Below are 23,748 nucleotides of genomic sequence, written 5' to 3' on the forward strand. Positions count from 1 at the left end.
GGTGCAAGCAATGTATTGCAAGGTACCTTGCAATGCAAGGTACCTTGCATAAAACGGCAAGCTGGAGCGTTAGAATTTGATGAAATTCACGCTTTGTACGGTGTCGCCTGCCGAGTTTCCTTCAGCCATCCGGTCACTGGCCCGCTCGGGCGCTCCGAGGCCGCCGAGTCCGTAGGTTCGATCGATGACCCTCAAGCCGAACGATTTGTTGGCTTTCACGCGCAGTTCCACATCGATGCCTTCGGCGGGGAGCGCGTAGAGAATCAGTCCCCAACGATTGCTTGTCCTGACTCCAGCGTCTTTGCCGCCGACTCGTACCCCGAGCAGTTCCGCCCCTTCGGGAAATACCCTGATTTCCGGCGCGCGACGCAACGAACGGATTCGCAACTGCAACGTGCGAATGTCTCCGGCCACAGTATCGTGCAGCACGTCGATCGCTGGCGCGGGGAGGCCGAAGCTTGGCGCGGAGGAGACCCAGTAGTCACGGGCCTGGGGGCCGTACACTTCTGTGAGCTTGCGCCTTTGCGGGTGCGATCCGAACACGGCGCCGGCCCATGCGTCCAATGTAGCGTCGGGCGATATCCAGAATGCCTTGCCGTCGTTGCCATTCTGGACGTAGATCAGACTGTCGGGTATCGGGTGGGCGCGGTCGAAGCCAGTGGTCAGCAGTCCAGCGACTATTAGCACGACGCTGGCGACGCAAGGAATCGCGGGTATCAGCCAACGTCGGCGGAGCGCAGCCAGCAATGGTGTGGTCGGCCCCAGCAATAGCGCCAGGACGAAGATGGCCAACGCCGCCGCATGCGTCGTGACTGCCTGCAACAGTCCTTGCAGCAATGGAGCAGCCAGCACGGTGCCCGGAATGACGGCGAGAGTCGCCCAGGCTAGCGATCTGGTCGTTGGGTAGGTATCCAGCGCCTGATGCGGCCATAGGCCGGCATTGATCACAAGCAACGGAGGCACGACGATGGCCACGAGCAGAAAATTGAACCCAGGAGCCCATGCCGCGCTTGCCAACAAAGCGAGGCTCCAGCCCAATAGGGCACCCATGCCAAGTTCCACCGGTGTGATGCGCTTGCCGAGCCTTCCTGCAAGGACCGTGAACCCGCCGATGCCGAATGCGACGAAGCCGAGCCAATACCAGCCTGGGTTGTAGACTTCGCCCAAGTTGCGGTACGCCGGCTGGATTGCGCAAATGCCCAGCCATAACAACAGCACGGCGATGGCAAGTATCGTTGCCAGCAGCAACAATACGGGAAGCGCCAATACTGCCCTCGCAGGGCGCAATTCGCCGCGACGCACGCCGCGATGGAACGCAAGCGCAAGCAGCGCAAGTGCGATTATCGACAGCGGCCAGGTCCAGGCGGTTGAGTATCGCACAAGGCCCAGGCCAGGCAGGTTGAAGTAAATCGCGTCACCGGTCTGCAGCGCGCTGATGTCAGCGTTGCCGAAATGACGGGTCATGGCCAGCATGGTCTGACCCTGATGCAGCAGTGTCGCCTTGCTGATGTTCTCCGGGCGGTCAAGGGGAGTGTGATATGCACTCATGCCGCCGATCGCCGCAAAGTTGAGCCCCGGCACGCCGGCGTCGAGGAATGCACTCAGGTCGGTATCGTTCGGCATTAGCCGATAGATCTCCGACATCAGTGATGTTCCGACTGGTCGCGGCGCTGTCGCAAAGCCGTCGATCAATGTCGCGTTGTCGCGGCTGGTCTGGAACATGTAGACCGGGCCGGCGTTGCCGCGATATTCGAAGTTGAGTACCAGGCCAATTTTCCCGTCGGCGGAGTGCGCGTCCAGGAAGGCTCTGGCGCCGAGGCTCCCTGCCTCTTCTCCATCGGTGAGCAATACCACCACATCGTTGCGCAGTGGCTTACCGGCCTTTAAGACCCGCAGTGTCTCCAGTATCGCCGCCACCGATGCAGCGTCGTCTGCGGCACCTGAGCCATTCACCACCGAGTCGTAGTGTGCGACCAGCATCAGTGCCTTGCCTGGCAAACGGCCTGGCAAGCGAGCGATGATGTTATGGGCAAAGCCGGCGCGGCTGCCATTTGCGGCGACATCTACTCCCAGGCCCTGTTGCACCTCCGCTTGCACCCCCAGTTGACCAAGTTGATCCATCAGTCGTTTGCGTACTGCTGCGTTGGCCGCACTCCCGATCGGATGGGGGGACGATGCGATCTGTTCCGTTGTCCGCATCACCCGTTCTACCGAAAACCCTTTGGGATCGTTAGATTCTTCTTGGTAGGACGGAATGCTCGTACTCAGCAATCCTATCCACGCGCATGCTGCCAAGAAGCAGAGGATCGACAATATTGAGGGAATCGACGGTGATCGCGGATTGGTGTCGGATTTGGACACGCGGGTTCTCGGTTTGGGGTTGAAGGTTCAGTTCGAAGAAAGGATGGGGTGCAGCCAAGCGGCCAATTTTTCTACGTTCGGCATTTCCAGCATTGTCATGTGGTTGCCAGGGGCGGACCAAATTGCCGCGCTGGGCGTAAGACCGTGCCAGGCATCGCGTTGTGCGGCAGCGTTGTCGTCATCACTGGCGATGGCGACATGGACGCGCGGCAGGCTGGTTGTTGGCAGGACATAGTGCTCGGCGAGATTGCCACAGAAAACACGCACGATGCCCCGCATGACCTCGATCCTGGTTTTGGCCGGAACGATGCCGGCCGCGACTAGGCGTGAAAGCAGCAAGGCAAGTTGTGCTTCTTCGTCCAATCCGACGAGGTCTACGGCGCTCAAGGGCAACGGGCGACCGAGCCGCATTTCATAGAGCTCCACCAGTCGCAACAGACTGTCTAGTCGGGAACAGCGCGCATTGCCCGACGGCGTAGCCTGCGGCGCTTCGGTGTCGAGTACGACCAGTGCCGACACGTGTTCGCCTGCCGCCTGCAGCTGACATGCCATTTCGCAGGCGATCCAGCCGCCATAAGAGTGACCCAGCAGGCGATATGGCGCCCGCAATGATGCGCGGTGCAGGCTTCGTATATAGGCACGAGCGGCGCTTTCGACGCTCAGATGCGGTACAAGGGTGCCGCATAGCCCGCGAGCCTGCATGCCATGCATCGCCGTGCCAGCAGGCAGCGCCTGCGAAAGCGAAGCGAATACCGCTACGCTGGAGCCTGCGCCTGGGATGCATAGCACGGTGCTCTCGCGCCGCGTTCCGCTCCTCAGGACGATGCAGGGCTCGTAAGCCGCCTCGGAAGCGGGGAGGTGCTGCGCCTGCGCTTGGTGCATCGCCTTGCACAATGCGCCTGCCAGCGAGGGCAAGTGCGTCCGCTCCACCATCGTACGGTGGTCTCCGCCGACCGGATACTGCCGCAGGCGGCGGCCGATCGATTGAGTCCAGCCCAGCGATGGATCTTCGCGATATTGATCCTGCGCCGAGAAAAGATGGACTTCGACCGGGATCGACGGCAGTACGTAGCGGCGAACCGCGGCAGCGATCGAGTAGCGAACCAACGCATGGCGGTGCAGCATGCTGATCGGGATGCCAGGGGGCAGTTCGTCTGCGTCCTGGCAGCATGCAAGCATTTCTTCGATGCTGCCCGCAGCGGCCAACGGCTCAAGCCGCTCGAGTAGCTGCGGAGATACCGTGGCAGAGAGCCAGGCGAGTACCGTGGCGGCTTGTGCCGACGTGCCGTCCATTGCACCTGCCGCTATTGCAGGCAAGGGCGGGTAGACCGCGGTGGTATCGAGCAAGCCAAGGAAATCCACCTGCTCATCGGCCGCAATCAGACGGTGGGCTATTTCATAGGCGATGGTGCCGCCTGCGGACCAGCCCGCGATCCGGTAAGGCCCTGTCGGCTGCACTTCGCGCATCGCGCCGATGTAGCAATCCGCCATCTCCTCTACCGTGGCGTGGGGCGGCTCCTCCTCCAGGAAGCCGCTCGCGGCGAGGGCATAGACAGGAATGTCTGTGTCGATCCATGGTGCAAGCGCATGCGCGTAGCCGACCTCGCCTTCACCGGGATGCACCAGGAACAATGGACGCGCATCACCTGACGTTCGGATCGGCGCAAGATTTGGATGCCATGTGCGGCGATGATCCACAGTTGCTGCCAAGTCGCGCAGTTTTGAGCCGCTGAATAGTTCGCGCAGGCCCAGCTCAGTGGCAAGTCGCTGCTGGATCTGTGCGATCAATTGGATCGCGAGCAACGAATGACCTCCCAGCTCGAAGAAGTCGTCGTTTCGGCCGATTCGATCGACCTCCAGCAGCTCCTTCCATATCTCGGTCAACGCTATCTCCGTTGGGCCTGTTGGCGCTTCGTAGGTGCCGGACAGCATCGCATCGCCGTCCGGAGTGGGCAGCGCGTTGCGGTCGAGCTTGCCATTGGCATTGAGCGGGAAAGCTCCGAGTATCTGAAATAGGCTGGGCACCATGAATTCGGCCAGAGATGAACTCAGATGCTCGCGCAATTCGGCGATGCCTGGCGAAGTTGGGCCTTGAGCGACCAGATAGGCGATCAGGCGTTTGCCACCGGTGACGTCTTCGCGTGCCACCACCACGGCGTCGCGTACTCCGGGGAAATCACGTAGCCGCGCCTCGATCTCGCCGAGCTCGACACGAAAGCCACGGATCTTCACCTGGAAGTCGTTGCGGCCGAGGTACTTGATGGTGCCATCAGCACGCCAACTGCCGAGGTCACCGGTCTTGTACATTCGGGCATCCGTTTCCGTCCCGAACGGATCGGGCAGGAAACGTTCGGCGCTTAGCTCCGGGCGCTGCAGATAGCCACGGGCAACGCCGGTGCCACCGATGTGTATCTCACCTGGTATTCCCAGCGGAACCGGCTTGCCGTGCGTATCAAGCAGGTACGTGCGTACATTGTGGATCGGACCGCCGATATGTGCGGAGGACGTCGAGCCGTTGATTTCGCAGATTGTGGCATCGATGGTCGCTTCGGTGGGGCCGTACATGTTGAAGAAGCGGGTGGTGACCGACTGTCGCAGACGTTCCCAAAGCGTATTGCCGATTGCCTCACCACCGATCAGTACACTGCATGCGCGATAGTCGGGGCTCTCCATCAGGCCAGCGGAGAGTAAAGCCTCCAACTGCGAGGGGGTGCAATCAAAGGCGTCGATGCGATGAGCCTCCAGAAATCCACAGAATGCCTTCGCATCGGCCCTCAAGTGCTGAGGAATCAGGTGTAGCGTATGGCCGGAGAGCAACTGCAGCCATCCCTTCAGCGACATATCAAAAGTGTAGGACGCATTAACTGCGATGCGCGCATGCGGCGGACATGGACGATGTGTCGTCTCGCGCATGACGTTCCAGAAATTGACTGCAGATCGGTGCTCGATCATCACTCCCTTTGGCAAACCGGTGGAACCAGAGGTGTAGATCACGTAGGCCAGTTGTCGGGGATGGCAACCCAGAACGTTCGGATCGGGATCGGTCTCCGGCTTCCCGGCAATTGCTGCTGTGGCGACGTCCAGCACGATGACTGGAATCGCGGTTGCCGGAAGGGATGGTTGCAGTGTGTTCTGCGTCAGCAGCGCCAACGGAGAGCTGTCGGCTAGCATGTGCGCAAGGCGTTCGCTCGGATAGGTCGGATCCAGAGGTACGTAGCCAGCACCGGATTTCAGCACGCCGAGAATGGCGACTGCCATTTCCACGCTGCGTTCCAAGCAGATAGCGACCCGCGCATCGGGCTTGCTGCCGAGCTCCAGCAGCGCGTGCGCTACCTGGTTGGCGCGACGGTTCAGTTCTCCATACGTGAGTTGGGTATTCTGGTAGACCACGGCGACCGCATCGGGCTGCTCGTGCGCCCGAGCCTCGAACAGGCGATGCAAAAGATCCGTCTGCTGAAAGTCTCTGCCTGTGTCATTGAACTCGAAGATCAGCCGTCGCTGATCTTCCGAAGACAGCAGGTTGAGCTGACTGATGTGGCGTTTGTCGTGGTCCGCCATGTCGGACAGAACCTGTACCAGGTGCTCAGCCCAGCGTTCGATCGTGGCGCGATCGAACAAGTCGCTTGAGTAGGTGAGGCTGCCTTCCAGGGTGTCACCGGACTCGCGCAGCGCCAGCGTCAAGTCGAAGCGGCTCACATTCTGCGTTTGAGCAATACCGCTGATCGACAAGCCTGGAACTACAAGTTCGCCTTCGTCGTGGTTGTTGTTCAGTGCCAGCATCACTTGAAACAGCGGGCTGTGGCTCATGCTGCGTACTGGCTGTACTGCTTCCACGACCTGCTCGAACGGAACATCCTGATGTTCATAGGCGGCGAGGGTTGTCGCTTTGGTGTAGCTGAGCAGGTCTGTGACGGTCGGATCCTCGTGCAGCCGCATCCGTAGCGCCAGAGTATTTACGAAAAAGCCAAGCAATGGCTCGATTTCTGCGCGCTGCCTATTTGCGATCGAAGCGCCGATCACCAGATCCTCCTGGCCGCTCAATCGGGACAATACGATCGACCAGCCGGCCAGCAGCGTCATGAACATCGTGGTTCCATGGCGCTGGTTCAGTGCCCTCAACGCTTGTGCAAGCGGTGCCGGCAGTTCAAGCGGTACGGTCCCACCTAGGTGGGTCTGCAGCGCCGGTCGCGGACGATCGGTCGGCAATTCCAGTAGCGTCGGCGCATCGGTAAGCTGTGTTTTCCAGAACGCGACCTGCTTGTCAAGTGCGGCGCCGCGAAGCCAATCACGTTGCCAGACAGCATAGTCTGCATACTGCAGCGCTAAGGGAGGGAGTGGATCGTCGGTGCCGGTGTGGAATGCCGAGTACAAGGCGCCGACTTCGTTCACCAACAACGGAATCGACCAGCCATCAGAGATGATGTGATGCTGCGTCAACAGCAAGACGTGTTCAGATTCGGAGAGTTGCAAAAGTTGGCCGCGTATCAACGGGCCGGTTTGTAGATCGAACGGCGCCTGCATCTCCTGCGTGCTCAGTTCTTGCACCGTTTCTGCTTTCAGGTGCTCTGGCAGCGCTCGTAGATCGTGTTCGAATAGGGTAAAGCCGCTATCCGCCGGTGCGATGATCTGTGTGGGCTCGCCATCGGCCAACTCGAAGCGGGTACGTAGTATCTCGTGGCGCGCGACGACCCGATCTAGAGCTTTGCGCAGCGAGGCTCGGTCGAGTTTTCCAGTTAGGCGCATTGCTGCCGGCATGTGATAGGCGGTGCCGGCATTGTCCAGCCGATCGAGGAACCAGAGCCTCTGCTGCGCCCACGACAACGGGAGTGGACGAGTTCGGTCGGCGGTCAAGATTTCGGAGATGCTTGCACTTCGCGCTGTTTCGACTGCCGTTGCGAAATCCGACAGTATCGGCCGTGCGAAAATTTCGCGGAGCTGGACCTCGACGCTTAACATCTGGCGGAGCCGCGAGATCACCTGCGCGGCAAGCAGCGAATGTCCACCCAGCTCAAAGAAGTGATCGTTCCGGCCGACCCTCGCCAACCCAAGCAGCTGCTGCCAGATGTTGGCAACCACCTGTTCAATATCGCCTTGTGGCGGTAGATACTCAGAGGCAGCCTGGTCGGCTGCTTCTGGTGCAGGCAGGGCTTTGCGATCTATCTTGCCATTGGGCGTGAGCGGAAAACGCTCCATTACGACGTAGCTGCTGGGTAACATGTAATCCGGGAGCGCCTGTGCCAGTTCGCCACGCAAAGCCGCCGCCGTCAGCGTCTTGCCTTGCTGTGCGCTCGCATAAGCCACCAGCCGTTTTTGCCCATGTACATCGTTGCGCGCATCCACGATGGCGTCGCGGACCCCCTCGCACCGTGTCAGCCGCATTTCGATCTCGCCTAGTTCGATGCGGAAGCCGCGAATCTTGACCTGAAAATCATTGCGGCCGCAGAACTCCAGGTTGCCGTCCGCCAGCCAGCGTCCCAGGTCGCCCGTCTTGTACATGCGTGCATCGGCGTCTAGGCCGAACGGATCAGGCAGGAAGCGCGCTTCGTTTAGTTCCGGTCGTGCCCAATAGCCACGCGCGACACCCACGCCACCGATGTATATTTCGCCAACGACTCCAGAAGGCGCGGGGCGCAGCATGTCATCCAGGATGTAGATCCGAACATTCGGCAACGGTGTGCCGATGGGCAAAGCGTTGCCGATGGTGTCGACGTAGGCGAACGAGGTGGCGCTGACGGTGGCTTCGGTTGGACCGTATACGTTGAAGAACTTGCGCCCGGAAGACCACTGTCTGGCAAGGGACGACGGACAGACGTCCCCACCGACGATGATGGTGTGCAAATCATCCAATGGCACATCTGTCGGCAACGCGGCCAGCGCCGGCAGCGGCAGGCTGACGTGGCTGATGCGCTTGCGCCTCAGCGTCTCTATCAATGGCTGCCCGGGGATCAGCGCGTCCGGATGCGCGAGGTGCAGGCTGGCCCCGCTACAAAGCGCCATGGCGATCTCTGAGATGCAGACATCGAAGCTGAAAGAGACAAACTGCAGCACGCGACTCTGCGGCGTTAGCAGGAGCGAGTCGATTTGCGCTGCAACCAAGTTGCACAGGCTGCGGTGCTCGACCAGCACGCCCTTCGGTAGCCCGCTCGAGCCGGATGTATAGATCATGTAAGCGAGCTGGTCCGGCGTCTGCCCGATTTCGCGCGTGTCAGGATCGGTACAGGGCTGCATAGCCCAGGATGCATCCTCTTCGTCGAGGAGCAGGACAGGTGCGTGGATCGCCGGCATAGTGGCAGCCAGGGCCGATTGGGTTAGTAGCACCATCGGCCTGCTGTCATTCAACATGAATTGCAGACGCTCGACTGGATAGGAAGGATCCAGCGGTACATAGGCGGCGCCGGACTTGAGGACGGCAAGCACCGCCACGATCATATCCACGCTTCGCTGCATGCAAATCGCGATAAGCGTATCCGGACGTGCGCCAAGCGCGATCAGGGCGTGTGCAACACGATTGGCACGGGCATTGAGTTCAGCGTAGCTAAGATGCGTTCCTTGGTAAGAGATCGCCAATGCGTCAGGCTGCGACCTTGCTTGCATTTCGAACAATTGGTGAACCAAAACAGTGTCAGGGTACGGCGCGCAGTTGGCATTTAAGTCGGTGATCAGCCGACGCCGTTCCGCATCGCTCAACATCTCGATTTCACTGATCGGCCTGTCTGGATCCGAAACCATCTCGGCAAGTGTGCGATGCAGGTATCCGACCCAACGACAGACAGTTTCTCGATCGAACAGGTCGCTGGCGTAGTTGAGGGTTCCGACCAGACGCCCGCCGACCTCGTTGAGCGAAAGGGTCAGGTCCAAGTGGGAGGTTTGCAGTGATTGTTCGATGCCTTCCAGAGTTAAACCCGGCAGCGTCAGTTCGCCGCGCTCAGGCGTGTTGTTCAGCGCCAGCATGACTTGGAACAGTGGGCTGTGGCTCAGGCTGCGCGTCGGCTGCAGCGCTTCCACCACTTGCTCGAAGGGAAGATCCTGATGCTCGTACGCGGCGAGCGTCGACGCCTTTACTTGCTGTAGCAGTTGGCTCGTGCTTGGATCACCTTCCAGTCGCACCCGCAGAGCCAAGGTGTTCACAAATAGACCGAGTAGCCTCTCGACCTCTGCGCGTTGGCGGTTGGCCACAGGTGTGCCGATCACGATGTCATTTCCGCCGACCAGTCGCGCCAGCACTACTGCCCAGGCTGCCAGTAGTGTCATGAACAGAGTGGCGCCGTTACGTTTGCTCAGTGCGTTCAGTTCGGAGACCAGCGTGGCTGACATTTCCACGGCGATGGTCGAACCCGCAAAGTTTTGAGTTGCCGGGCGCTGGTGGTCGGTGGGCAATTGCAACAGCTCAGGGGCGCCGGAAAGTTCTTGCGTCCAGAAGCTCAGTTGTTGTTGCAACTCATCCCCTTGCAGCCATTCTCGTTGCCAGGTGGAATAATCCGCATATTGGATCGTCAGTGGTGGAAGTGGATCTGGTTGATTTGCGAGAAAAGCGGCGTATAAGGCGCCGACTTCCTGGATCAGTAGCGAAATCGACCAGCCATCGGAAATGATGTGATGTTGGGTCAGAAAAAGAATATGCTGGTCTTTGTCGATGCGCAGCAATCTGCCTCTGATCAGCGGGCCTTTGGTCAGGTCAAAAGGTGCACCATGCGCTTGTTTGCTGAGGAGTTCTATTTCATTTTCCAGGTCGGCACCCATGAGATTGCATAGATCGTGTTCAAGCAACTCCAGGCCGATATCTGCGGGTGCGATGGACTGTACCGGACCGTCTTCGTTAATTTTGAACGTAGTCCGGAGAATTTCATGGCGCGCAACGATTCGATCCAGCGCGCTACGCAATGCACCAGTGTCCAGAAGACCTGACAGCCGTAGGGCCGAGGGCATGTGATATGCCGCACTTGCGGAACTGTCCAACTGATCAACGAACCATAGGCGCTGCTGCCCCCAAGACAGCTGCAGCGGCTTGGTCCGGTCGGCCAGAGATAGCAGCGGGCGCGCCGCTTTCTTCTTTGCGATTATGCCCTGCTGCAGAAGTCTCTGCAGTTTGACGGCGCGCTTCAGTTGTTCCAGCGTGGCTTCATTTTGCATTGTGATTCTCTTTTAGCATTGCCAACAGTTCGCTCTCGACAAGTGTGGCGAGATCGCTGTCGATGTCATGAATGTCGTCTTCTTCGTACAGGGCAAGTTGAAGCTCGGTGATCACATCGGCGATATCAATCAAGGTTGGCTGCATGAAGAGTGCTTTGAGCGGAAGTTCGATTTCCATGCATTCGCGTACGCGTGCCACGAACTGAGTGGCCAGCAAGGAGTGGCCGCCGAGTTCGAAGAAGTGGTCGTGCCGGCCGACGCGTTCGACGCCCAGCAGGTCTTGCCAGATCTCGGCGATGATCGGTTCGGTCGGCCCTTGCGGGGCCTCGTAGGGCTTGGTGGCCAGGGCGGTGTGATCGGGCGCAGGCAGGGCCTTGCGGTCGAGTTTGCCGTTGGGAGTGAGCGGGAAGGCGGGCAGGGTGACGAAGGCGGCCGGCAGCATGTACTCGGGCAACACGTGCGCCAGGTGTTCGCGCAGTGCGGCGGCGTGCAGCTCGGCCTCGGGCTGGGCGATGAGGTAGGCGACCAGGCGCTTGTCGCCGGGGGTGTCCTCGCGCACGGCCACCAGCGCATCGCGGACGCCGGCGCAGGCGCTGAGCTGGGCCTCGATCTCGCCCAGTTCGATGCGGAAGCCGCGCAGCTTGACCTGGAAGTCGTTGCGGCCGTGGTACTCCAGGGTGCCATCGGGCCGCCAGCGGCCGAGATCGCCGGTGCGGTACATGCGCGCATCGGGCTGGTCGCTGAAGGGATCGGGCAGGAAGCGCTCGGCGGTCAGATCGGAGCGGTTGAGGTAGCCGCGCGCCACGCCCGGCCCGCCGATGTAGAGCTCGCCGATAGCGCCCAGTGGCACGGGGTGCCTGGCGGCGTCGAGCACGTAGACCTGGGTATTGGCGATCGGGCGGCCGATCGGGATGCTGTGGGCCTGGTTCGGTACCGCTTCGATGCAGAAGGTCGTGGCGAACGTCGTGGTCTCGGTCGGACCATAGGCGTTGATCACCTGTTGCGGCCGTTGCGGCTGGGAGAGCAATTGGGCCACGCGGCGCGGGTCGAGGACATCGCCGCCGATCAACAGGTAGCGCAGTTGGGCGAAGGCCGCGTCCAGCACGCCGACATACTGGTTGAACAAGCCCACGGTCAGCCACAGCGCGGTGACGCGGTGACGCTGCAGGCAAGCGCGCAATTGGGCCGGATCGAGCATGACCTCGTGCGGGACGACACACAGGGCCGCGCCATGGAGCAAGGGTGCCCAGACTTCCCAGGTTGCCGCATCGAAGGCGGGATTGGCGCCATGGGCGACGACGTCGGTGGGTTCCAGGGCGGCGTAGCGGGTTTGCATGACCAGCCGCAGGACGCTGCGGTGTTCGACCATGACGCCCTTGGGCACGCCGGTCGAGCCGGAGGTGTAGATGATGTAGGCCAATGCGTGGGCGGTGAGGCCCGAGACAGATGGGGCGGTATGCGGCAGGTCGGCGAACTGGGTGGCGTCGTCCTCGATCAGGATGAGCGAGGGTGCGTCTGTGGGCAGGCGATCATGCAGGCCTGCCTCGGTCACGACGGCGGTCGGCCGGCAGTCGGCGAGCAGTTGGGCCACACGCTCCGGGGGATAGGTGGCATCCAGCGGAACATAGGTGGCGCCGGCCTTGAGGACGGCGAGCATGGCCACGACGGAGCTGATGCGCCGTTGCAGGAGCATGGCAACCCGATCCTCAAGACCGACGCCCAGGCCGATCAGGGAGTGGGCGAGGCGGTTGGCACGTGCATCGAGTTCGGCGTAGGTGAGGGTCTGGGTGTCGCAGACCAGGGCGATGGCCTGTGGCGTGCGTGCGGCTTGTTCCTCGAACAGCTGATGGATCAGGCGATCGTGCGGGTAGTCCTGTGCCGTGGCATTGAAGTCGACCAGCAAATGCCGGCGCTCGGCGTCGTCGAGCATGTCCAGAGTGGACAGGTGTTGCTGCTGCGGGGCATCCAGCATGGCCTGGAGCAGGCGCAGGAAATAGCCGATCCAACGCTGTGCGGTGCCGGGCTGGAACAGGTCGCTGGCATAGGTGAGCTGGCCTTCCATGCGCTCGCCAGCGGTGTGCAGCGAGAGCGAGAGGTCGAAGTGGGCCGAGCCGATGGCCTGTTCGACTGGACTCAAGGTCAGCCCGGGCAAGGCCAGGGGCTGTCCGAGCGGGGTGTTGTCCAGGGCCAGCATGACCTGGAACAGAGGGCTGTGGCTGAGGCTGCGTACCGGCTGCAGGGCTTCGACGACCTGCTCGAAGGGCAGGTCCTGGTGCTCGTAGGCGGTCAGGGTGGTGTGCCGGACCTGGGCCAGCAGGTCGGCGACGGTGGGGTCTTCATCCAGGCGCACGCGCAAGGCCAGGGTGTTGACGAAGAAGCCGATCAGCGGCTCGACCTCGGTGCGCTGGCGGTTGGCCACCGGGGTGCCGACGACCACCTCGTGCTGGCCGCTCAGGCGTGCCAGCACGAGGGACCAGGCGGCCAGCAGGGTCATGAACGGGGTGACGCCGTGGCGTCGGCTGACGGCCTGCAGCTTGTCGACCAAGGGGGCGGGCAGGACGATGGGCAGGCTAGCGCCGGCATGGCGCTGGACCAGCGGACGCGGCCGGTCGGTGGGCAGTTCCAGGTAGGCCGGAGCGCCCTCCAGGTGCTGCTTCCAGAACGCGAGCTGGCGGGCGGTGACCTCGCCATGCAGCCACTGGCGTTGCCAGGCGGCGTAGTCGGCGTACTGCAGGGCCAGCGGCGGCAGCGGATCGGGTTGGTCCAGGCGGAAGGCCGCGTACAACGCCGCCACTTCCTGGATCAGCACGCCGATGGACCAGCCGTCGGAGACGATGTGATGCTGGGTAACCAGCAGCACATGCTCGGTGGGCGACAGGCGCAGCAGCTGGCCGCGGATCAACCGATCGTGTTCCAGGTCGAAGGGCGCGGCGGCCTCGGCCGCGGCGCGTTCGGCCACGGCCTGCTGTTGGACCTGGTCGTGCAGATGGGACAGATCGTGTTCGGCCAGGCGCAAGCCGACCTGGGGCGGGGCGATGACCTGGATCGGCTCGCCCTGGTGCAGGGCGAAGGTGGTGCGCAGGCTCTCGTGGCGTTCGACGATGCGGTCCAGGGTGCGCTGCAAGGCGATGCGGTCCAGGTGTCCGGACAGGCGCAGGGCGGCAGGCATGTGGTAGGCGGCGCCGGCGGCGTGGTCGAGTTGGTCGAGGAACCACAGGCGTTGCTGCGCCCAGGACAGCGGCAGGGGCTGGGTGCGGTCGGCCAGGGGGAGTGTGTCGGCCTCGGCGCGGGCGGCGGTGTGGACCTGGGCGGCGAAGGCAGCGAGGCTGGGGTGGGCGAACAGCTCGCGCAGGGGCACGTCCACGGCCAGGGACTGACGCAGGCGGGCGATGAGCTGCACGGCCAGCAAGGAGTGACCGCCGAGTTCGAAGAAGTGGTCGTGCCGGCCGACCCGTTCCACGCCGAGCAGGTCTTGCCAGACCTCGGCGATGGCCTGTTCGGTCGGCCCTTGTGGTGCCTCGTAGGGCTTGGTGGCCAGGGCGGTGTGGTCGGGTGCGGGCAGGGCCTTGCGGTCGCGCTTGCCGTTGGGGGTGAGCGGGAAGGCGGGCAGGGTGACGAAGGCGGCCGGCAGCATGTACTCGGGCAACACGTGCGCCAGGTGTTCGCGCAGTTCGGCGGCGTGCAGCTCGGCCTCGGGCTGGGCGATGAGGTAGGCGACCAGGCGCTTGTCGCCGGGGGTGTCCTCGCGCACGGCCACCAGCGCATCGCGGACGCCGGCGCAGGCGCTGAGCTGGGCCTCGATCTCGCCCAGTTCGATGCGGAAGCCGCGCAGCTTGACCTGGAAGTCGTTGCGGCCGTGGTACTCCAGGGTGCCATCGGGCCGCCAGCGGCCGAGATCGCCGGTGCGGTACATGCGCGCATCGGGCTGGTCGCTGAAGGGATCGGGCAGGAAGCGTTCGGCGGTCAGCTCGGGGCGGTTGAGGTAGCCGCGCGCCACGCCCGGCCCGCCGATGTAAAGCTCACCGATGGCGCCAAGAGCGACTGGCTGCAGGTGCTTGTTCAACAGATAGATAGAGGTGTTGCCGATCGGCGCGCCGATCGGCAGCGTAGTGGCCCGCTCCGAAATGGAAACGATGTCGTAGGTTGTCGCAAATGTAGTGGTTTCGGTCGGACCGTAGCAATGCACCAGGTGACGCGGCGCAGCGCTGGAGAAAATCTTCCGGATGTGTTGGATGTCGGTCTGTTCGCCCCCGAACAGCAGGTAGTTCATCTTTGGCAACACCAACGACAGGACATCGGCATATTGGTTGAACAGTGCGACTGTCAGGAATGCTGCCGTCGCGCCACTACTTTGTAGTAGGCGGGCAAAGCGTGGCGCATCCAGCACGACATCCTGCGGCACGAGTAGTACTCTGCCGCCATTGAGCAGCGCGGACCACAGTTCCCAGGTGGCCGCGTCGAAAGCGATATTGGCGCAGTGCACGACACAGTCATTCGCGCCGATTTCAGCGAAAGGATTATCTATCACCAACCGCAAGACGCTGCGGTGTTCGACCATGACGCCCTTGGGCATGCCGGTAGAACCGGACGTATAGATGACATAGGCGAGGTTGCGCGAACTGACGAACTGGGAATCGGGAGCAGTTGCAGGCTGCAAGGCGATTTCGTGTTCGATCGTCGGATCGTCCAGGCACAGTGCCAAGCGGTCCGGCAGGGAGACCTGCATGTGCAGCGAACGCGAGATGAGCACGATTGCCGGGGTGGCATCGTCCAGCATGTGCCGGATACGACTTTCCGGATAGTCCGGATCGATTGGCAAATAAGCACCGCCAGCCTTGAGGATGCCCAGGATTGCTACCACCATCTGGATAGAGCGTTCAAAGCATAGGCCGACCAGCGTGTCCGAACTGACTGCCCGTTGCGTGCGCAGGTAATGGGCGAGGCGGTTGGCGCGTGCATCGAGTTCGGCGTAGGTGAGGGTCTGGGTGTCGCAGACCAGGGCGATGGCCTGTGGCGTGCGTGCGGCCTGTTCCTCGAACAGCTGATGGATCAGGCGATCGTGCGGGTAGTCCCGTGCCGTGGCATTGAAGTCAACCAGTAGTGTTTGGCGCTCAGCGGCAGGCAATACATCCAGTTCGACCAAGGGCCGTTCCGGCGTCTGCTCCAGCGTCTGGACCACCGCCTCAATGGCGCTCTGGAAATATCCCAGCATCCGTTCCGGAGCGATGCCCTGGCAGATCGCTTTCAATCCGAACTGTTCGCCGAAGTCGTCCACACACATCGAGACTGGATAATTGGTCCTTTCCTCACTAAGCAGCAATTCCATTCCTAGCAGCGCGCCCGGATGCGTATTGGCTGGCGCGCTATGGCGATAGTTGAGCAAGGCGCCGAACAGCGGCTGCGTGGCCGGTACGCCACTGCACCGCTGCGCCAAGGTCAGCGGTGCCTGCTCGTGGCGCAACAGCTCGCCCAATTGCACGGCCATCTGCGTCACTGCGTCGCGCACACTCAGTCCCGTCAGGGAGATGCGCAGCGGCAAGGTGTTGATGAACAGGCCCACCGCGGTGCCGACGCCCGCCCCGCCTTGCATGCGCCCGCTCAGGACCGTACCGAACACCACGTCTTCGCGGCCGCCGTCGCTGCTGTGCAATACCTGCGCCCAGGCCACGTGGAACAGCACCGCGGGGGAGACCCCATGTTGCCGCGCCAGTTGGCGTAGCTGTGCGCAAAGCACTGGCGGCAAGACCGATTTGACTTCGGTGATCGGGCTTGTATCGTCGTCGCGGATCGCGAGCAACCCAAACGGTGCGGTCGGCTCGCTCAGGTCGCCCAGTTGCTGGCGGAAATAGGTCTCATGGGCCTCGGTCGACACCGCGCGCATGTGCGCGATGAAGTTGCGGTAGGGAAGCGATGGCGGCAACTGGTCGGCGTGCCCCTGCAACACCGCCTGGATCTCGGCGATGATCACTTCCAGGGTGATGTGGTCGCAGACCAGATGGTGGGTCAAGAGCGACAACCGCCATTGGTGGGTCAGCGGATCGCGGGCGATGTAGGCCGCAAGCAGAGGAGCGCGCTGCAGATCCAGGCGCTGGGTGGCGGGATCGGTATGTGCGAGTAGTTCCTGCAACGACAGGAACCCCAGTTCGTGTCGCGGCAACGGTGCACGACGCTGCACGAGTTGCACGGCCTGGGGCAGGTCGCGCCAATGGATGGCGGTGCGCAGGATATCGTGGCGATCAATGACGATCTGCAGCGCGTGCAGAAACGCATCTAGCTGTGGACGCGCCTCGAAGCCGAGCACGGTGCGCAGCAAGTAGGCATCGCCCGTCGTGTCGAGCATGTGGTGGAAGAGGATGCCTTCCTGCAGCGGGGCGAGCGGGTAGATGTCCTGTACGTTGCCCACGCCGTCGGGCACCTGGCCCACCAGGCGATCGATCGCCTCCTGCTCCAGCGCTATCAGCGGCAGCATCGCGGACGTGATCGATACTGCGTCTTCAGCAATCAAATTCACGGATGTCTGCGCAGCCATGGGCGCCATGGACGTTGCTACCGCCGCTAGACCAGCCGGTGTCGGTGTACTGAACAAAGCGCGGATGTCGGTCATGACGCCACGTTGATTCAGCTTGTCGACGATGGCGATTGCCAGCATCGAGTGGCCGCCGAGTTCGAAGAAGTGGTCGTGCCGGCCGACGCGTTCGACGCCCAGCAGGTCTTGCCAGATCTCGGCGATGGCCTGTTCGGTCGGCCCTTGCGGGGCCTCGTAGGGCTTGCTGGCCAGTGCGGTGTGATCGGGCGCAGGCAGGGCCTTGCGGTCGAGTTTGCCGTTGGGAGTGAGCGGGAAGGCCGGCAGGGTGACGAAGGCGGCCGGCAGCATGTAGTCCGGCAACGCATGCGCCAGCTGTTCGCGCAGTTCGGCGGCGTGCAGCTCGGCCTCGGGCTGGGCGATGAGGTAGGCGACCAGGCGCTTGTCGCCGGGGGTGTCCTCACGCACGGCCACCAGCGCATCGCGGACGCCGGCGCAGGCGCTGAGCTGGGCCTCGATCTCGCCCAGTTCGATGCGGAAGCCGCGCAGCTTGACCTGGAAGTCGTTGCGGCCGTGGTACTCCAGGGTGCCATCGGGCCGCCAGCGGCCGAGATCGCCGGTGCGGTACATGCGCGCATCGGGCTGGTCGCTGAAGGGATCGGGCAGGAAGCGCTCGGCGGTCAGATCGGGGCGATTGAGGTAGCCATTTCCTACGCCAATGCCACCGATGAATATTTCGCCGATACTGCCAAGAGGAACCACTGATTGCGCTGCATCGAGCAGATAGAACCGCGTATTGGCAACGGGGCGGCCGATTGGCATCGTGCTTTCTTTTCCGCTTATGCCTGTGCAATCGAAGGTGCTTGCACAGATCGCCGCTTCGCTTGGGCCATAAGCATTTAGGAGGCGGTAGTTGGCGGCCCATCGCATGGCCAATGCCGGAGGCAGTGTCTCTGCTGCGGCAATTAGAGTCTGTAGCTCGCCGATTTTGCTCTCTTCCGATAGGCTGGAGAGCGACGTCGGCGAGAGCAATGCATGTGTGATGCCGTCGGCAAGTACCTCACGCAACGCTCTGCCGGCCAGTAGCGTATCTGTAGGTATCAGGCGTAGCGCCGCGCCACTGCATAACGTGACCATGATTTCCACTATGCTGGCATCGAAACTGCTTGATGCGAATTGCAGCATGCGGTGCCCGGAACCTATCGCGAATCGGGAGATCAGGTCGTGGACCGTGTTGACTATGCCGCGATGGTGGTTCATCGCGCCTTTCGGCAAACCGGTTGAGCCGGAGGTATAGATGACGTACGCCAGGTGCGATGCCGTGAACGTGGCACCGTGCGCAAGTGGATTTGAAGCCGGGCAGCGTTGAACTTGTTCAACGGTGTCCGCCGCATCTATCACGACTACCTTTGCCAGTGCATGGGCTGCGGTATCACGTAGCTGCAACTGTGTCAGCACCAATTTGGGTGCACTGTCGGTCAATAGGTGGCGAATACGGTCTTCGGGATAATCCGGATCGATCGGGATGTAAGCAGCCCCCGATTTTAGGATCGCGAACATCGCCTCGATCAGGGCTGGACCCCGCTGCAGGCAGACGGCAACCCGATCCTCAAGACCGACGCCCAGGTCGATCAGGAAATGGGCGAGGCGGTTGGCGCGCGCATCGAGTTCGGCGTAGGTGAGGGTCTGGGTGTCGCAGACCAGGGCGATGGCCTGTGGCGTGCGTGCGGCTTGTTCCTCGAACAGCTGATGGATCAGGCGATCGTGCGGGTAGTCCTGTGCCGTGGCATTGAAGTCGACCAGCAACTGCCGGCGCTCGGCGTCGTCGAGCATGTCCAGAGTGGACAGGTGTTGCTGCTGCGGGGCATCCAGCATGGCCTGGAGCAGGCGCAGGAAATAGCCGATCCAACGCTGTGCGGTGCCGGGCTGGAACAGGTCGCTGGCATAGGTGAGCTGGCCTTCCATGCGCTCGCCAGCGGTGTGCAGCGAGAGCGAGAGGTCGAAGTGGGCCGAGCCGATGGCCTGTTCGACTGGACTCAAGGTCAGCCCGGGCAAGGCCAGGGGCTGTCCGAGCGGGGTGTTGTCCAGGGCCAGCATGACCTGGAACAGAGGGCTGTGGCTGAGGCTGCGTACCGGCTGCAGGGCTTCGACGACCTGCTCGAAGGGCAGGTCCTGGTGCTCGTAGGCGGTCAGGGTGGTGTGCCGGACCTGGGCCAGCAGGTCGGCGACGGTGGGGTCTTCATCCAGGCGCACGCGCAAGGCCAGGGTGTTGACGAAGAAGCCGATCAGCGGCTCGACCTCGGTGCGCTGGCGGTTGGCCACCGGGGTGCCGACGACCACCTCGTGCTGGCCGCTCAGGCGTGCCAGCACGAGGGACCAGGCGGCCAGCAGGGTCATGAACGGGGTGACGCCGTGGCGTCGGCTGACGGCCTGCAGCTTGTCGACCAAGGGGGCGGGCAGGACGATGGGCAGGCTAGCGCCGGCATGGCGCTGGACCAGCGGACGCGGCCGGTCGGTGGGCAGTTCCAGGTAGGCCGGAGCGCCCTCCAGGTGCTGCTTCCAGAACGCGAGCTGGCGGGCGGTGACCTCGCCATGCAGCCACTGGCGTTGCCAGGCGGCGTAGTCGGCGTACTGCAGGGCCAGCGGCGGCAGCGGATCGGGTTGGTCCAGGCGGAAGGCCGCGTACAACGCCGCCACTTCCTGGATCAGCACGCCGATGGACCAGCCGTCGGAGACGATGTGATGCTGGGTAACCAGCAGCACATGCTCGGTGGGCGACAGGCGCAGCAGCTGGCCGCGGATCAACCGATCGTGTTCCAGGTCGAAGGGCGCGGCGGCCTCGGCCGCGGCGCGTTCGGCCACGGCCTGCTGTTGGACCTGGTCGTGCAGATGGGACAGATCGTGTTCGGCCAGGCGCAAGCCGACCTGGGGCGGGGCGATGACCTGGATCGGCTCGCCCTGGTGCAGGGCGAAGGTGGTGCGCAGGCTCTCGTGGCGTTCGACGATGCGGTCCAGGGTGCGCTGCAAGGCGATGCGGTCCAGGTGTCCGGACAGGCGCAGGGCGGCAGGCATGTGGTAGGCGGCGCCGGCGGCGTGGTCGAGTTGGTCGAGGAACCACAGGCGTTGCTGCGCCCAGGACAGCGGCAGGGGCTGGGTGCGGTCGGCCAGGGGGAGTGTGTCGGCCTCGGCGCGGGCGGCGGTGTGGACCTGGGCGGCGAAGGCAGCGAGGCTGGGGTGGGCGAACAGCTCGCGCAGGGGCACGTCCACGGCCAGGGACTGACGCAGGCGGGCGATGAGCTGCACGGCCAGCAAGGAGTGACCGCCGAGTTCGAAGAAGTGGTCGTGCCGGCCGACCCGTTCCACGCCGAGCAGGTCTTGCCAGACCTCGGCGATGGCCTGTTCGGTCGGCCCTTGTGGTGCCTCGTAGGGCTTGGTGGCCAGGGCGGTGTGGTCGGGTGCGGGCAGGGCCTTGCGGTCGCGCTTGCCGTTGGGGGTGAGCGGGAAGGCGGGCAGGGTGACGAAGGCGGCCGGCAGCATGTACTCGGGCAGCACGTGCGCCAGGTGTTCGCGCAGTTCGGCGGCGTGCAGCTCGGCCTCGGGCTGGGCGATGAGGTAGGCGACCAGGCGCTTGTCGCCGGGGGTGTCCTCGCGCACGGCCACCAGCGCATCGCGGACGCCGGGGCAGGCGCTGAGTTGGGCCTCGATCTCGCCCAGTTCGATGCGGAAGCCGCGCAGCTTGACCTGGAAGTCGTTGCGGCCGTGGTACTCCAGGGTGCCATCGGGCCGCCAGCGGCCGAGATCACCGGTGCGGTACATGCGCGCATCGGGCTGGTCGCTGAAGGGATCGGGCAGGAAGCGTTCGGCGGTCAGGTCGGGGCGGTTGAGGTAGCCGCGCGCCACGCCCGGCCCGCCGATGTAGAGCTCGCCGATAGCGCCCAGCGGCACGGGGTGCCTGGCGGCGTCGAGCACGTAGACCTGGGTATTGGCGATCGGGCGGCCGATCGGGATGCTGTGGGCGTGGTGCGGCACCGCGTCGATGCGGAAGGTCGTGGCGAACGTCGTGGTCTCGGTCGGACCATAGGCGTTGATCACCTGTTGCGGCCGTTGCGGCTGGGAGAGCAATTGGGCCACGCGGCGCGGGTCGAGGACATCGCCGCCGATCAGCAGGTAGCGCAGTTGGGCGAAGGCCCCGTCCAGCATGTCGACGTACTGGTTGAACAAGCCCACAGTCAGCCACAGCGCGGTGACGCGGTGACGCTGCAGGCAAGCGCGCAATTGGGCTGGATCGAGCATGACCTCGTGCGGGACGACACACAGGGCTGCGCCATGGAGCAAGGGCGCCCAGACTTCCCAGGTTGCCGCATCGAAGGCGGGATTGGCGCCATGGGCGACGACGTCGGTGGGTTCCAGGGCGGCGTAGCGGGTTTGCATGACCAGCCGCAGGACGCTGCGGTGTTCGACCATGACGCCCTTGGGCACGCCGGTCGAGCCGGAGGTGTAGATGATGTAGGCCAATGCATGAGCGGTGAGGCCCGAGACAGATGGGGCGGTATGCGGCAGGTCGGCGAACTGGGTGGCGTCGTCCTCGATCAGGATGAGCGAGGGTGCGTCTGTAGGCAGGCGATCGTGCAGGCCTGGCTCGGTCAGGATGGCGATCGGACCACAGTCGGCGAGCAGTTGCGCCACACGCTCCGGGGGATAGGTCGCATCCAGCGGAACATAGGCGGCGCCGGCCTTGAGGACAGCGAGCATAGCCACGACGGAGCTGATGCGCCGTTGCAGGAGCATGGCAACCCGATCCTCAAGACCGACGCCCAGGCCGATCAGGGAGTGGGCGAGGCGGTTGGCACGTGCATCGAGTTCGGCGTAGGTGAGGGTCTGGGTGTCGCAGACCAGGGCGATGGCCTGTGGCGTGCGTGCGGCCTGTTCCTCGAACAGCTGATGGATCAGGCGATCGTGCGGGTAGTCCCGTGCCGTGGCATTGAAGTCAACCAGTAGTGTTTGGCGCTCAGCGGCAGGCAATACATCCAGTTCGACCAAGGGCCGTTCCGGCGTCTGCTCCAGCGTCTGGACCACCGCCTCAATGGCGCTCTGGAAATATCCCAGCATCCGTTCCGGAGCGATGCCCTGGCAGATCGCTTTCAATCCGAACTGTTCGCCGAAGTCGTCCACACACATCGAGACTGGATAATTGGTCCTTTCCTCACTAAGCAGCAATTCCATTCCTAGCAGCGCGCCCGGATGCGTATTGGCTGGCGCGCTATGGCGATAGTTGAGCAAGGCGCCGAACAGCGGCTGCGTGGCCGGTACGCCACTGCACCGCTGCGCCAAGGTCAGCGGTGCCTGCTCGTGGCGCAACAGCTCGCCCAATTGCACGGCCATCTGCGTCACTGCGTCGCGCACACTCAGTCCCGTCAGGGAGATGCGCAGCGGCAAGGTGTTGATGAACAGGCCCACCGCGGTGCCGACGCCCGCCCCGCCTTGCATGCGCCCGCTCAGGACCGTACCGAACACCACGTCTTCGCGGCCGCCGTCGCTGCTGTGCAATACCTGCGCCCAGGCCACGTGGAACAGCACCGCGGGGGAGACCCCATGTTGCCGCGCCAGTTGGCGTAGCTGTGCGCAAAGCACTGGCGGCAAGACCGATTTGACTTCGGTGATCGGGCTTGTATCGTCGTCGCGGATCGCGAGCAACCCAAACGGTGCGGTCGGCTCGCTCAGGTCGCCCAGTTGCTGGCGGAAATAGGTCTCATGGGCCTCGGTCGACACCGCGCGCATGTGCGCGATGAAGTTGCGGTAGGGAAGCGATGGCGGCAACTGGTCGGCGTGCCCCTGCAACACCGCCTGGATCTCGGCGATGATCACTTCCAGGGTGATGTGGTCGCAGACCAGATGGTGGGTCAAGAGCGACAACCGCCATTGGTGGGTCAGCGGATCGCGGGCGATGTAGGCCGCAAGCAGAGGAGCGCGCTGCAGATCCAGGCGCTGGGTGGCGGGATCGGTATGTGCGAGTAGTTCCTGCAACGACAGGAACCCCAGTTCGTGTCGCGGCAACGGTGCACGACGCTGCACGAGTTGCACGGCCTGGGGCAGGTCGCGCCAATGGATGGCGGTGCGCAGGATATCGTGGCGATCAATGACGATCTGCAGCGCGTGCAGAAACGCATCTAGCTGTGGACGCGCCTCGAAGCCGAGCACGGTGCGCAGCAAGTAGGCATCGCCCGTCGTGTCGAGCATGTGGTGGAAGAGGATGCCTTCCTGCAGCGGGGCGAGCGGGTAGATGTCCTGTACGTTGCCCATGCCGTCGGGCACCTGGCCCACCAGGCGATCGATCGCCTCCTGCTCCAGCGCTATCAGCGGCAGCATCGAGGGCGTGATCTTCGTGGCGGCAGACGCGCTGCCTGACAACGTCACCGTCCCATCCTGCAAGGCAGCAATCAATGCTTGCTTCCACGTCTTTAATAGCGCGACCGTGTCATTGTCGAGCACTCCAGGCGCAGCTCGTACGGTCAGTTCGATGCCGTCCGTACTAACGGAAATTTCTTTTTCGAGCAGCCGGGCGATGAGGGATTGCAGGCTCATAACGTAGCTTCCTTAATTGTGTTGTCGCGTGCGCGGCGATTCCATCAAACGCAATTCTTCATTCGCGACATTCTTCGAACAAACATGGAGATTGTTGCGTCTGCCATGACGGGATTTGCCTGCAATCTTGTATTTCGTGAACTGCAAAAATG

At 63.1% G+C, this 23,748-nt stretch carries 3 protein-coding genes; all 3 read right to left on the reverse strand.

Annotation, left to right across the window (positions count from 1 at the left end):
- Positions 1 to 69 precede the first annotated feature (69 nt).
- Genes RAB70_RS13400 through RAB70_RS13410 form a run of 3 tightly spaced genes read right to left on the reverse strand, consistent with a single transcriptional unit; the run spans position 70 to position 23,596 of the window.
- Positions 70 to 2,361, reverse strand: coding sequence for a M20/M25/M40 family metallo-hydrolase (locus tag RAB70_RS13400; protein ID WP_148828225.1), 2,292 nt, complete (start codon positions 2,359 to 2,361; stop codon positions 70 to 72).
- Between the two features lie 27 nt (positions 2,362 to 2,388).
- The gene (locus RAB70_RS13405; RefSeq protein ID WP_148828226.1) at positions 2,389 to 10,491 is read right to left on the reverse strand and encodes a non-ribosomal peptide synthetase; all 8,103 of its coding nucleotides are present in this window, start codon (positions 10,489 to 10,491) and stop codon (positions 2,389 to 2,391) included.
- Positions 10,481 to 23,596, reverse strand: a complete 13,116-nt coding sequence (locus RAB70_RS13410) for an amino acid adenylation domain-containing protein (protein WP_353949532.1) — start codon at positions 23,594 to 23,596, stop codon at positions 10,481 to 10,483. The genes RAB70_RS13405 and RAB70_RS13410 overlap by 11 nt, the downstream gene beginning before the upstream one ends.
- Positions 23,597 to 23,748 lie beyond the last annotated feature (152 nt).

Source organism: Xanthomonas sontii (genome assembly GCF_040529055.1).
GTDB classification, from domain to species: domain Bacteria; phylum Pseudomonadota; class Gammaproteobacteria; order Xanthomonadales; family Xanthomonadaceae; genus Xanthomonas_A; species Xanthomonas_A sontii.